The 12320-nt window shown below is 67.3% G+C and carries 11 protein-coding genes and 1 tRNA gene; 4 read left to right on the forward strand and 8 right to left on the reverse strand.

Annotated features, from left to right (window positions below):
• Positions 1 to 101 precede the first annotated feature (101 nt).
• Together P7B02_RS16810 and P7B02_RS16815 are read left to right on the forward strand one after the other, a co-directional pair.
• Positions 102 to 1385, forward strand: a complete 1284-nt coding sequence (locus P7B02_RS16810) for an N-succinylarginine dihydrolase (protein WP_277787498.1) — start codon at positions 102 to 104, stop codon at positions 1383 to 1385.
• A gap of 165 nt (positions 1386 to 1550) precedes the next feature.
• Positions 1551 to 1904, forward strand: a complete 354-nt coding sequence (locus P7B02_RS16815) for a hypothetical protein (RefSeq protein WP_277787499.1) — start codon at positions 1551 to 1553, stop codon at positions 1902 to 1904.
• Between the two features lie 3 nt (positions 1905 to 1907).
• On the opposite strand, the gene P7B02_RS16820 is transcribed toward P7B02_RS16815, so the two are convergent.
• On the reverse strand, positions 1908 to 2507 hold the full coding sequence (locus tag P7B02_RS16820; RefSeq protein WP_277787500.1) for an HD domain-containing protein: 600 nt from the start codon (positions 2505 to 2507) through the stop codon (positions 1908 to 1910).
• A gap of 123 nt (positions 2508 to 2630) precedes the next feature.
• On the opposite strand from P7B02_RS16820, the gene P7B02_RS16825 reads away from it, so the two are divergent.
• A tRNA-Gly gene (locus P7B02_RS16825) sits at positions 2631 to 2705 on the forward strand.
• A 527-nt stretch (positions 2706 to 3232) separates the two neighbouring features.
• Positions 3233 to 5554 carry a hybrid sensor histidine kinase/response regulator gene (locus P7B02_RS16830; RefSeq protein ID WP_277787501.1) on the forward strand — a complete coding sequence of 774 codons (2322 nt, stop codon included), beginning with the start codon at positions 3233 to 3235 and terminating at the stop codon, positions 5552 to 5554.
• A 336-nt stretch (positions 5555 to 5890) separates the two neighbouring features.
• Here the strand turns inward: P7B02_RS16830 and P7B02_RS16835 are convergent, their stop codons facing one another.
• The 7 genes from P7B02_RS16835 to P7B02_RS16865 form a co-directional block, all read right to left on the reverse strand.
• The gene (locus tag P7B02_RS16835; protein WP_277787502.1) at positions 5891 to 6397 is read right to left on the reverse strand and encodes an ASCH/PUA domain-containing protein; all 507 of its coding nucleotides are present in this window, start codon (positions 6395 to 6397) and stop codon (positions 5891 to 5893) included.
• Between the two features lie 118 nt (positions 6398 to 6515).
• A complete protein-coding gene (gene pstS / locus P7B02_RS16840) occupies positions 6516 to 7571 on the reverse strand; it encodes a phosphate ABC transporter substrate-binding protein PstS (protein WP_277787503.1) in 1056 nt (351 codons plus the stop codon).
• 169 nt (positions 7572 to 7740) lie between these two features.
• The gene (locus P7B02_RS16845) at positions 7741 to 9861 is read right to left on the reverse strand and encodes a DEAD/DEAH box helicase (protein WP_277787504.1); all 2121 of its coding nucleotides are present in this window, start codon (positions 9859 to 9861) and stop codon (positions 7741 to 7743) included.
• Positions 9862 to 10004: 143 nt separating this feature from the next.
• Positions 10005 to 10199 (reverse strand): helix-turn-helix transcriptional regulator, encoded by a 195-nt coding sequence (locus tag P7B02_RS16850; protein WP_277787505.1) that lies wholly within the window; start codon positions 10197 to 10199, stop codon positions 10005 to 10007.
• Positions 10196 to 10597, reverse strand: a complete 402-nt coding sequence (locus tag P7B02_RS16855) for a hypothetical protein (protein WP_277787506.1) — start codon at positions 10595 to 10597, stop codon at positions 10196 to 10198. The genes P7B02_RS16850 and P7B02_RS16855 overlap by 4 nt, the downstream gene beginning before the upstream one ends.
• A gap of 32 nt (positions 10598 to 10629) precedes the next feature.
• Positions 10630 to 11013, reverse strand: a complete 384-nt coding sequence (locus tag P7B02_RS16860) for a hypothetical protein (protein WP_277787507.1) — start codon at positions 11011 to 11013, stop codon at positions 10630 to 10632.
• A gap of 191 nt (positions 11014 to 11204) precedes the next feature.
• Entirely contained in the window at positions 11205 to 12221 is a 1017-nt protein-coding gene (locus tag P7B02_RS16865) for a 2'-deoxycytidine 5'-triphosphate deaminase (RefSeq protein WP_277787508.1), read from the reverse strand.
• Positions 12222 to 12320: the final 99 nt, after the last annotated feature.

A 12320-nucleotide genomic window follows, 5' to 3' on the forward strand; every position in this document is an offset into this window, starting at 1 on the left:
GCTGTTCTAGCAACGGCCCACGGATTCCACACGCCATGAGTGGCGGTCCTCTTCGCCCCGTGTCACAGGTCGGCCACCGACAACAGCCGCAGGAGTCGCCGGTGCGCGTCAGCGAGATCAATTTCGACGGACTGGTGGGCCCGACGCATAACTATGCGGGCCTGTCCCTGGGCAATGTCGCCTCGCAGGGCAATGCGGGCGAGACGTCCAAGCCTCGCGCCGCGGCGCTGGAGGGTCTGTCGAAGATGGGCCAGTTGATGGCGCTGGGTCTCGAGCAAGGCTTCCTGCCGCCGCACCATCGTCCCGCCGTCGGCCCGCTGCGCGCCCTGGGCTTCGCCGGGACGGACGCCCAGATCCTGGCGCAGGCGGCGGCCGAGGATCCGGCCCTGCTGCGCAACGCGAGTTCGGCCTCGGCCATGTGGGCGGCCAACGCCGCCACGATCATCGCCGCGCCGGACAGCGGCGACGGCCGCACGCACCTGGCGGTCGCCAACCTGTCCACCATGCTCCACCGCAGTTTCGAGCATGAGGAGACCTATCGAAACCTGCGCGCCATCTTTCACGACGAGACGCATTTCGCGGTCCATCGCGCCCTGCCCGGCGGCGCGCATTTCAGCGACGAGGGCGCGGCGAACCATATGCGCCTGGCCGCCGACCACAGCGCGCGGGGCGTCAACGTCTTCGTCCATGGCGGCGAGGCGCGCGGCGGCCGCTATCCGGAACGCCAGCAGAAGCGGGCGAGTGAAGCGGTCGCCCGCCTGGGCGGCCTGAAGGCCGGCGATCCCATGTTCGTGCGCCAGTCGCTGACGGCGGTGGAGGCCGGCGCCTTCCACAATGACGTGGTGGCCGTGGCTAATGAGCGCGTGCTGCTGGCTCATCCCGACGCCTTCGACGACAAGGGTCTGTTCTTCGACGTGCTGTCGGCGCGCCTGCCGCAACTGGTCATCGCCGAGGTGGACGTCAGCCTGGAGGCCGCTGTCCGCTCCTATCTGTTCAACAGCCAGCTGGTGACCCTGCCGGACGGCGACATGGCCCTGATCCTGCCTGCCGAGGCGGAGGCTGAGAACACCGTCTGGGCCGCTGTGCAGAAGCTGATCGATGGCCCCTCGCCCATCCGCCGCGCCGTGGTGGTCGATGTGCGCGAAAGCATGCGCAACGGCGGCGGGCCTGCCTGCCTGCGTCTGCGGGTCGCCGTGCCGGACGCCGCCCGCGCCGGCCTGGACCAGCGTTTCCTTCTGAACGAGCGCCGAATCGAGGCGCTGTCGGTATTGGTGGAGCGGACTTGGCCGGAGGCGGTCGCCCCCTCCGACCTGCTGCTGCCAGACCTCTGGCGGGACGCGGCGGCCGCGATGGATGGCCTGCGGGCCACTATCCAGGGTTTCTAGCCCCTCCGGCCCCGCCAAACCCTTGACGCACCACGGTTTGAGATGGAATCGTGACACACGTTAAGGTTAAGCTCGATTACAAACCGGCGCGGCTCAACGCGCTCGCACCCGCACGACGATTTTAGGGGATCGCATGCGCAGGATCAGCATGACCGCCGGGCGGCCGTGTCTTTAGACGCGACCATAAGCCCGGTCGAACGCATCCCGTTCACCGACGCTCTTCCCCTCCTGCAGATCATGCAGGTGATCGCGCCGTTCGTCTTCTTGGGCTCCATCCTGGTGATCTGGGCGGTGACGTCGCTGACCCTCGTCTATGGCGGCGGGCAGGACCGTCCGCCGCTGGGCGTGATCCTCATGCGGCTGATCAAGCCGGGCTGGACGCCGCGGCGTCGGAAGGCCACCGCCCTGCGGCCGGCCCAAAAGACCAAGGAGTATGTGGTCGAGCCCGTGTCCTTCGGCCGCAAGAAGACCGCCGCCAGCTACAATGCGGGCCTGGCGACCGCCCCCGTCAGGAACTGAGGCCTACTCCGCCGCCGCGCGCAGATAGATCGACCGCTTCGGCGCCGACATCACCCGCTGCAGCATCGGCTCGAACGCCTCCAGCGGCATGGACTTGAACGCCGGATCGAAGGCCGGCTGATCGTAGATGTGGCAGAACTGGGCGGTCTTCTCGAAGGCCGCATGTCCCCGGAACTGCTCGCGCATGTTCCTGTCCAGGCCCAGGTGGTCGAAGAAGTAATAGCCTTGGAAGATGGCGTGCTGCGCCACCATCCAGTGGTTATCCTCCGACACAAAGGGCTGGACGATGGCGGCCGCGATGTCCGCGTGATTGCGCGGCCCCAGGATGTCGCCGATGTCGTGCAGCAGGGCGCAGACCACGTACTCCTCGTCCTGGCCGTCCTGATGCGCCCGCGTGGCGGTCTGCAGGCTGTGCTCCAGCCGATCGACGGCGAACCCGCCGCAATCGCCCTGCAGCAGCTTGAGATGGGCGATCAGGCGCGTGGGCAGATCACGGCCGAACTCCATGGAGGCGTTGGCGATAATCGCCCAATCCTCGGCCGTGCCCTCGGTCATGGCGTGGAACTTGGCGCGCGCTTCCTCACCGTGATGTCCGTCCGCCATGGCCCGCTTCCTCATACGGTTGTTTGAAGGAAGGTTGCGCCTGATGATCCAAGGCGTCAACGCGCCTTGCGGCCCGGCTCCGATCCGCTATGTTCCGGCCTCCGTCGGGCGCGCCCGAACGGCGCGGGTGTAGTTCAGAGGTAGAACGTCAGCTTCCCAAGCTGAATGTCAGGGGTTCGATTCCCCTCACCCGCTCCAATTTTCCTCTGCATTTACAACCCACACCAGTGGAAGCCTCGCAGTGAACTGCGACATTGGTGCGCCGGTCGCCGGCCACCCCTTTCACGCTGGTCAGCTCAGATCCATCGACCCTCGAAGGGGTGATGTTGGTCGCCTCATAGTCGCCAAGGGTGGCGGAAAGGATCTGTTCGGTTCCTGGCCGCACCTGGCTCGAAACCACGATCTTTCCATCGGAGGCGCGGCCGATCCCGTCCGTCGCCATGAAGGCGTGAGCCCCATCCCGATCATCCGGGTGACGATCGCTTGCCCGGGGAAACAGACTTCGACTGCGTCAACTGCAAAACCCGATCACTTCACATATGACTTCATATATGAAGTCATAATCATAGTGCGTCAAAATCGCAGCTTCGCCGTGGCTTTCGCTATCAAGATATCAAGGCGAAACGTCGCCGTTCCCCACGACGGGCAAAGGGTCGCAGAGCACCTGAGGGCTTGGGAATAATCCATCTGTGCGTGTAGCCTCAAGGCTTGCATTGAGGTCCGCCGTGCCGCGCACACTGAAGGATAGCCCCGACAAGAGCGCCAGCGCCGCGAGGCTGGTGCAGTTGGCCGAAGTCCTGGCCGGCGTCGGCCACTGGCGGCTCGACTTCCGCACCCAGCGGGTCGAGTGGTCGGATCAGGTCTATCTGATCCATGGCGTCACGCGGGAGACCTTCGATCCCAACATCGACAGTGCGGTGGAGGCGTACCATCCCGATGACCGCCAGAGGCTTGTCGCGCTGATCGAACAGGCGCAGGCGACGGGGCAAGGCTTCGCCTTCACGCTGCGGCTGCGCCGCCTGTCGGATGGAGCGGAACGTATCGTCACCAGCCGATCGGCCGTGGAGACCGACGCCGATGGCGCGCCTGTCGCCATCTTCGGCGTCTTCCAGGACATCACCGATCAGCAGACCGCTCTGGACCGAGCCGAGAACAGCGAGCGCCGCTATCGCCTGCTGGCCGAGAACGCCACGGACGTCATCGCCATCTACCGGCCGGACTCGATCTTCACCTACCTGTCGCCCTCGGCCTACACCCTGCTGGGCTATCGGCCGGAGGAGATGATCGGCCGCTCGACCTACACCATCATCGATCCGCGCGATCAGGCGCGGGTGTCGCGCGAGTTCGCCGCCTACATCAAGGCGGGTCCAAACGCCCCGCCCACACGGATCGAGTATCGCGGCGTCCACAAGGACGGCCATTGCATCTGGGTGGAGGCGCACCCCCGCACCCTGTTCGACCAGAACGGCCAGCTCATCGAACTGCACGACGTGGTTCGCGATATCAGCCAACGCAAGGAGGCCGAGGCGAAGGTCGAGGACAGCGAGCGCCGCTATCGCCTGATCGCCGAGAACGCCACGGATATGATCGTCCGCATGGCCGCTGACGGAACGATCCTCTACTGCTCTCCGGCCTGCCGGCAGTTGGGCTTCGAGCCGCACGAACTGATCGGCCGCAACCTGCTGGACGGCCTGCATGAGGATGAGCGCGACAAGGCGCGCGCCAATCTTGCCGCGCTGTTTTCCGGCGAGCCGGTGGACGCCGCCACCCACCGCCAACACCGCGTCCGCGCCAAGGACGGCCGCTGGGTCTGGCTGGAAGGCGCCCCGTCCATCGTCCGCGACGACCGGGGCAAGCCGGTCGAGGTGGTCAATGTCCTGCGCGACGTCACCGCCCGCATCCAGATGGAGAGCGACCTGCGCCACGCCAAGATTCAGGCGGACGCGGCGGCGGCGGCCAAGGCCGATTTTCTGGCCACCATGAGCCATGAGATCCGCACGCCCCTCACCAGCGTGATCGGCTTCTCACGCCTGCTGAACGAGATGGATGGGCTGAGCGATTCCGCCCGCCATTTCGCCGGCCGCATCAGCCGCGCCAGCCAGAGCCTGCTGGCCCTGATCAACGACATACTCGACTATTCGAAGCTCGAGGCCGGACAGGTCGCCATCCACCGGCAACCGACCCACACGCGCACCTTCCTGTCGGACATCCACGACATGTTCGCCTCCCAGGCCGCCGCCAAGGGTCTGGAGATGAGCCTGACCGTGGACGACGCCGCGCCGGTCGAAATCAACGTCGATCCGGACCGCCTGCGCCAGGTGCTGGTCAACCTGATCGGCAATGCGGTGAAGTTCACCGATACGGGCCGGGTCGAGATCGTCGTCGACTGGGAGCCGCAGAGCGAGATCGTCGTCATGTCGGTTCGCGACACCGGCGCCGGCATCCCGGAGGACAAACTGGTCAACCTGTTCAAGCGCTTCTCGCAGGTCGACGGCACCTCCACACGCAGGCACGGCGGCACAGGCCTGGGCCTGGCCATCTGCAAGGGGCTGGTCGAGGCCATGGACGGCAAGATCGGCGTCGACAGCGTGGAGAACGAAGGCTCGCGCTTCTGGTTCGTCCTGCCCGCCGGTGATGAACTCGCCGCCGGCCCGTCGCCCTCCGACATCCGCTTCGACGCGGACGCCCGCATCCTGGTGGTGGACGATCACGAGCCGAACCGCGCCTTGGTCCGCGCCCTCCTCCTCCCTTATGGCGTGGCGGTGGACGAGGCGGTGGATGGCGAGATGGCGACCGCCATGGCGGCCACCACCGCCTATGCGGCCATCATCATGGACATGCACATGCCGACCATGAACGGCCAGCTCGCCGCCCAGGCGATCAAGAAGGGCGGCGAGAGCCAGGGCGCGCCGATCCTCGCCTTCTCGGGCGACCGGCGGGTCAAGGCGACCGCCGGCTCGGGCTTTGACGGCAGGCTCGACAAGCCGATCTCCGGCGCGGCCTTGCTGACCGCCTTGCGCGACGCGCTCGCCAACAAGACTGAATAAAAGAAAGGGCGGCGCAGGACAGCGCCGCCCTAGTCACGCAGAGGAGATTCTGAAGCCGCTCGTTCAGGACGAGATGTTCCAGAAAGAACCCCGCCGGATTGGTCAGCCCGCTCCGTCAGGATGTCGAAGGCGCTTCCGCGCCGTCTCGTGATCACCGTGTCAGTCAGAGAAGCGCCGCCGCGATCACGCGGGCGCGAAGCCTGTCAGGTGACGAATTCCCATGCTCCTCCCGTCGGCTCTTTGTGGGCCGATCGACGAGCATGTTGAACTCGACATGACAGCGCTGTCAAGCATCAGTGAAATCGTCGGCCGAACCGAGCGACCATTGGTGAGATGTCAGTGCGCCTTGCCGGCCCGCACCAGTCGCGCCGCAGCGGCGTGGAAGCGGGCGTCCGCCTCCCCGGCCTCGGCCATGGTCTCGAAACGGACGACCGACGCCTTCAGGGCCACCTGAGCCTCCGCATCGCGGGCGTAGCCCGCGGCGGTCTGGCGCGCGCCCTCAGCGCGCTGAGCGGCATTGCGGGACTGCTGGTCATGCCACTGGGCCAGGGCCTCGACCGTCAGGGTCTCGTCAAAGGGCGTGTCGGTGGCGTGCGGCACGCGGCCGAAGCCGATGGCGACCCAGCCGTGGATGAAGCCAAAGCCTTCTTCCGACAGCAGATAGGTGATCTGCCGCTCTTCCGTCTGGCCGGTATAGTCGTCGGTGGCGGGGTCGAACTCGCGCAGCACCACGATGTCGCCGAGCTGGAAGCCGCGGTCATTGCGACGCATCTCGAACGTCTTGGTCCCGGCCCGGATGGCGGCGAAGTAGTCGGGCCAGCACTTCAGTTCGTGGCGGGTCATATCGAGGCTCCCTAAAGCGGGGGTTGCTAGCCCCATTCTCCCCTTCCCGTCACCCCACCGACACAAAAAATCCGCCGGGGCGGAGCTCCGGCGGATCGTTTCATCAGCGTGCGGGCCTTTAGGCGGCCGGGGCCTGAGCCTTGATCTGCTCCAGCACCTTGGCCTTCACGTCGGCCGGCAGAGGCACATAGGCCAGGGTCGAGGCGGCGGCGTCGCCCTTGGCGTAGGCCCATTCGAAGAACTTCAGGACCTGGGCCTTCTTGGCGGCGTCGGTCGGCTGCTTCTGGACCAGGATGAAGGTCGCGCCGGCGATCGGCCAAGCGCCAGGGGCGTCCTGGTCGATCAGCACGGGAGCGGCCGCCCAGTCGACGCCCGTCGCGGCGGCGGCGAAGCTCTCGGCGGTCGGGTTCAGGAAGGTCGCGCCGTCCTTGGACTGCAGCTGGGTGTGGGCCAGGTTGTTCTGCTTGGCGAAGGCGTACTCCACATAGCCGATGGAGCCCGGGGTCTGGCGCACGAAGGCCGAGACGCCGTCATTACCCTTGCCGCCCTGGCCGGCCGGCCACGACACGGCGTCGCTGGCGCCGACCTTGTCCTTCCAAGCCGGGCTCTTGGCCGACAGGTAGGTGGTGAACAGGAAGGTGGTGCCCGAGCCGTCGGCGCGGTGAACCACGGTGATCGGCAGGTTCGGGATGGTCACGCCGGCGTTCAGCGCGGCGATGCGCGGGTCGGACCACTTGGTGATCGTCCCGGCGTAGATGTCGGCCAGGATGGCGCCGGTCAGCTTCAGCTGGCCCGCGGCGACGCCCGGAAGGTTCACGATCGGCACGATGCCGCCGATGACGGTGGGGAACTGGAACAGGCCGGCGGCGTCCAGGTCGGCCTGGCTCAGCGGCTTGTCGGTGGCGCCGAAGTCGACCGTCTTGGCCTTGATCTGCTTGATGCCGCCGCCCGAGCCGATGGCTTGATAGTTGACCGCGATGCCCGTTTCGGCGCGGTGATCTTCCGCCCACTTGGCGTAGAGCGGGGCCGGGAACGTGGCGCCCGCGCCCGACAGGCCGGCGCCCGAGGCCATGGCGGCCGGCGACTTGCCGGCGTTGTCGGACTTGCCGCAGGCGGCGAGGCTCGCCGCACCGGCGAACACGGCCAGGGTGAGAAGGATCGACTTGGCGCGCATTGGCGGGAACCTCGTGTGAAGCGCTCTTGGGGTCGCAGGGCGGGAGGCCCGGACGCTATTGTCTAGCGCCTCAAACCAACCTGCCTCGCGACGTCCCTAGAGAAGTTTCACGACGGTTTCGTGACAGTTGTCACAATCCCCGGCGAGCCGTCCGCGACCCGCCGTCGCGCTACGGACGCGGGCCCTTCTTGAACGGCTTCTTGAAGCCGTCCTTCTTGAAGTCGGGCTTGGCCTTGAAGCCGGTCTTGGGGCGATCGTCCCTGCGGAACTCGCTCTTCTCGGCGCGCGGCTTGAAATCGCCCTTGGCCTTGAAGTCCGGCTTCTTCTTGAAGCCGTCGCCGCGATCTTCACGGGGCTTGTAGTCACCGCGCGGCTTTTCATCGCGCGGATCGTATTCGCCGCGCGGCTTGAAATCGCGCTTGGGCTTGAAGTCGGACGAACCGCCCTCCTCGCGACCGCGGTAGGGCTTGCGCGGGCCGTCGAAGCCCGGCTTGTCGCCACGCGGACGGTCGAAGGCCCGTTCCGGACGATCCCCGCGCTCGGCGCGTTCAGGACGCGGACCGTCGAACTTCGGACGCTCGCGACGTTCCGGACGGGGACCGTCGAAGCGGCGCTCGGGACGCGGGCCGTCGAACTTGCGTTCGGGGCGCGGGCCGCGCGGGCCTTCGCTGCGGGCGGCCGGCGGGGTGCTCGGCTCGATGCGGATGTCGTCTTCCGAAGTCGCGGCCACGGCGGCGGAGAACTTCGGCTCGGCTTCCTTCGAGATCTCGAACTTGGTCTCGCGATCGAAGATGCGGATGGAGCCGATGTCCTTCTTCAGGACGTGACCCAGGCGGCAGATCAGCGGGATCAGCCACTTGGGGTCGGCGTTCTTGGCGCGGCCCACGTTGACGCGGAACCACACCACATCCTCGGGCGCTAGGCGTTCACGCGGCTCGCCGCGTTCCGGGCGCTCGTTGCGGCGGATCTCCTGGTTCGGACCGTCCTCGAACATGTCCTCCGGCTCCGGCAGACGCGAGCGGTAGACGCGCGCCAGGGCGGCGGCGACTTCCTCGGGCGTGCGGCTTTCCAGGATGGCGCGGCCCATGGCCAGGTCATCCTCGCCGGCCGGTTCAGTCAGCAGCGGATCGGACAGCATCCGCGTCTTGTCCTTGGCGCGGATGGAGTCGGCGGTCGGCGGGTTCTCCCACACGCCTTCCACCGAGGCGGCGTCCAGCAGCATCTCGGCCTTGCGGCGACGGGTATAGGGCGCGATCAGCGCCGAGACGCCCTTCTTGCCCGCCCGGCCGGTGCGGCCCGAACGGTGCAGCAGGGTGGCGCGGTTCACCGGCAGGTCGGCGTGGATCACCAGGCCCAGGTCCGGCAGGTCCAGGCCGCGCGCCGCCACGTCGGTGGCGACGCAGACGCGGGCGTGCCCGTCGCGCAGGGCTTGCAGCGCGTCGGCGCGCTCCTTCTGGGTCAGTTCGCCCGACAGGCCGACGACCGAGAAACCGCGCTCGCGCAGGCGGGCGTGCATATGGCGCACGCCGTCGCGGGTATTGCAGAACACCAGTGCGCCCTGGGCTTCGAAGAAGCGCAGGACGTTGACCACCGCATGCTCCACCTCGTTCGGGGCGCAGCGGATGGCGCGGTACTCGATGTCGCCGTGCGGCTCGTCGCGCTTGATGGTGTCGATGCGCAGGGCGTCGTTCTGATAGGTCTTGGCCAGGGCCGCGATCTCGCGGGCGATGGTGGCCGAGAACAGCAGGGTCCGGCGCTCTTCCGGCGCGGCGTCGAGGATGAAGGTCAGGTCCTCGCGGAAGCCCATGTCCAGCATCTCGTCAGCCTCGTCGAGGACGACGACGCGCATCTGCGACAGGTCCAGACGGTCGCGCTCGATGTGGTCGCGCAGGCGGCCGGGCGTGCCGACCACGATGTGGGCGCCGAAGTTCAGGTCGCGCATCTGCTTGCGCAGATCCATGCCGCCGACGCACGAGACGATGCGGGCGCCAGCCTGGGCGTAAAGCCAGGTCAGCTCGCGCTCGACCTGCATGGCCAGTTCGCGGGTCGGGGCGATCACCAGGGCCAGCGGCGCGCCGGCCGGGCCGAAGGTCTCGTCGTCGCCCAGCAGCGTCGGCGCCGCGGCCAGACCGAAGGCCACCGTCTTGCCCGAGCCGGTCTGGGCGCTGACCAGCAGGTCGCGGCCCTCGGCCTCGGCTTCCAGCACGGCGGCCTGGATCGGGGTCGGGTTGTCATAACCCTGCGCGGCGAGAGCGCGCGCGAGGGCGGGATGGGTCGGGGGAAAGCTCATGGTAGTCCTTGGCCGGGTCGAACGCGCAAGGCGCGCCGCCAGATTGCGACGCTCGAAACCCGGGCGAATTCTTTGGATGGCGCGGCTGATAGCAGAAAACGGCGCCCCGCGCCATGGGGTGCGCCGTTGAGTCCTGCCCTGCCCTACGCCTCGTCCTGAAAGATCGCTTCAATCGGCTGTTCGAACAGTCGCGCGATCTTGAAGGCCAAGGGAAGACTGGGATCGTACTTGCCTGTCTCCAGGGCGTTGACTGTCTGACGCGACACCTCCAGCCGCGCCGCCAGATCCGCCTGGCTCCAGTCCCGCTCGGCCCGCAGGACCTTCAGACGGTTCTTCATCGATCGCGCACCGCGCCGACGGCCTGCGCCAGGCCGAGGCAGGCGCACCAGACCGGGAAGGCCCAGATCCCCTCCAGCTTGCCGATGGCGCCGGCATTCTCCAGGAAACCCAGGGCGGTGAAGATCGACAGGCTCAGGCCGGTGGCGATGATCATCGCCCGCACCAGCTTCACGCGCTGATACTCGTCGGCCATCTCCGTCACGTACGCGCCCATGGCGGCGATGACCCCCATGATCGGGATCGCCGGCGCCACGGCGGTCAGCCACAGCAGCGGCCCTTGCAGGTCGCGGGTGCGCAGCAGGGTCAACGAAGCGACCAGAACGCCCACATAGGCGGCCATGGCGATGGCCATGCGCAGGGTGTAACGGCGCGCGGCGGGGTTCCAGGCACAGTTCATGGTGAAACGCTCTCGATTGATTTGATTGAAGATCAGCGGCTGGCGCGCAGCCACCAGACGGCCCAGCCTGCGCCATAGCCGATCAACTGAAGGAAGAAGCAGAAGAAGGCGCCGGCGGCGAACACCGCTTCCGGGCCGCCAAGGGCCATGCCCAGAGGAGCCGCCAGCGAAGGCGCCGCCAGTAAGAGAGCCGCGATACAGAGAGCGACACACGTCGCCAGCGACCCGCCGTAGAAGTAGCCGCTCATATGAGCTTGGCGCACAGCTTCATCCGCCGTCTTCCACCAGCGCCACGACAGGCGCAAGGCGGCGACATTCACAGCCGCCAGGAGCACGAGAAGGACGGCGAAAGGGATGGGCGAAACCTGCGCGCCAGCGTCCTTGGCCCCGAAGAGGAGACCAACGGCGAAGGCCAAGAGCCCGCCAACGGCCAACATCGCCACAAGCGATCTACGTAGAGAAAGCAACATCACTCGCCTCCGTTGATGACAAGGAAACTTGTCATCAACGGGCGCAGATAGTCAAGCCTACTTTACACAAAATCAGGCTTGCTTGACGCGGCTCATTCTCCTGCCCCGCTTGCGGGGGAGGAGAAAAAAGGAGGCCCCTACTTCCAGACCTTGAAGTGCTTCGACAGCTTCAGACCCTGGCGCTGGTAGTGCGAGCCGTCCTCGCCATAGAGCCGCGTCGGGCGGGCGGTCAGCGGCTCATAGACGAGGCGGGCGACGATCTGGCCGTCCTCCAGAAGGAACGGGGTCTCGTGGCTGCGGACCTCCAGCACGCCCTTGGAGCCGACGGCCCCGGCCTCCTCCGTCCCGAAGCCCGGGTCGAAGAAGCCGGCGTAGTGGACCCGGAACTCGCCCACCGAAGGGTCGATGGGAGTCATCTCGGCGGCCTGCATCACCGGGATCTGCACATTGTCCTTGGACGCCAGGATGTAGAACTCGCCCGGATCGAGAAGCAGCTCGCCGCGGCGCGGCTCCAGCGGCTCCCAGAAGTCGCGCGGATCGTGGCCGTTCTCCTTGTCCAGGTCGACGACGCCGGCGTGCCGGCGGCCGCGGAAACCGGCCACCTCGGCGGTCAGGTCGACGCCGACGCTGCGGGTCTCCAACTTAGGCGGCTCGCCCTGCTTCAGGCGAAGCTGGTTCAGGCGGGTGCCGGTGCGCACGAGGACGGAGAAGGTCTGCGGCGCGATCTCGATATAGAGCGGCCCGTCATAGCCCGGATCCACGTCATCGAAGGTCAGGCCGCGATCGGTCAGCAGGCGGACGAACACGTCCACCCGACCGGTGGAGCTTTTCGGATTGCCCCGGGCCGACACCCCGGCCGGCAGGCGCAAGCGCTCCTGCACCTCGGCGATATAGACGCAGCCCCGCTCCAGCACCGCGCCGGCGGCGAGGTCGAGCTCGTGCATCTTCACGTCGTCCAGGCGCTCCAGCACCGTGCGGCCGCGCGGCAGGAACGAGGCCCTCACCCGCCAGGCGCGGACGCCCAGGCGCAGGTCCAGGCTGGCGGGCTGCACCTGATCGGAATCGAAAGCGGTGAGCGAGGTGATCGCCTCTCGGGCGATCAGATCCTCGATGGACTGGCAGGGAAGGATGCCTGCGGCAAGGGCGTCGGTCATTGGACGGCGACACTCGCCGCCCCGCGCGCGGAAGGCAAGGCTTGGTCTGTGCCGAGTTTTCCTTGAAAGCGCGACAGGCGCGTTCGGCTTGACCTCGCG

This window comes from Caulobacter segnis (assembly GCF_029543125.1).
Taxonomy (GTDB): domain Bacteria; phylum Pseudomonadota; class Alphaproteobacteria; order Caulobacterales; family Caulobacteraceae; genus Caulobacter; species Caulobacter segnis_D.

Bases quoted from the DNA above. Each gene is read 5' to 3' on its own strand.
- pstS (WP_277787503.1), bottom strand. From the start codon at position 7,571: ATGCGCGCCAAGTCGATCCTTCTCACCCTGGCCGTGTTCGCCGGTGCG.
- P7B02_RS16845 (WP_277787504.1), bottom strand. From the start codon at position 9,861: ATGAGCTTTCCCCCGACCCATCCCGCCCTCGCGCGCGCTCTCGCCGCG.
- P7B02_RS16850 (WP_277787505.1), bottom strand. From the start codon at position 10,199: ATGAAGAACCGTCTGAAGGTCCTGCGGGCCGAGCGGGACTGGAGCCAG.
- P7B02_RS16820 (WP_277787500.1), bottom strand. From the start codon at position 2,507: ATGGCGGACGGACATCACGGTGAGGAAGCGCGCGCCAAGTTCCACGCC.
- P7B02_RS16865 (WP_277787508.1), bottom strand. From the start codon at position 12,221: ATGACCGACGCCCTTGCCGCAGGCATCCTTCCCTGCCAGTCCATCGAG.
- P7B02_RS16835 (WP_277787502.1), bottom strand. From the start codon at position 6,397: ATGACCCGCCACGAACTGAAGTGCTGGCCCGACTACTTCGCCGCCATC.
- P7B02_RS16855 (WP_277787506.1), bottom strand. From the start codon at position 10,597: ATGAACTGTGCCTGGAACCCCGCCGCGCGCCGTTACACCCTGCGCATG.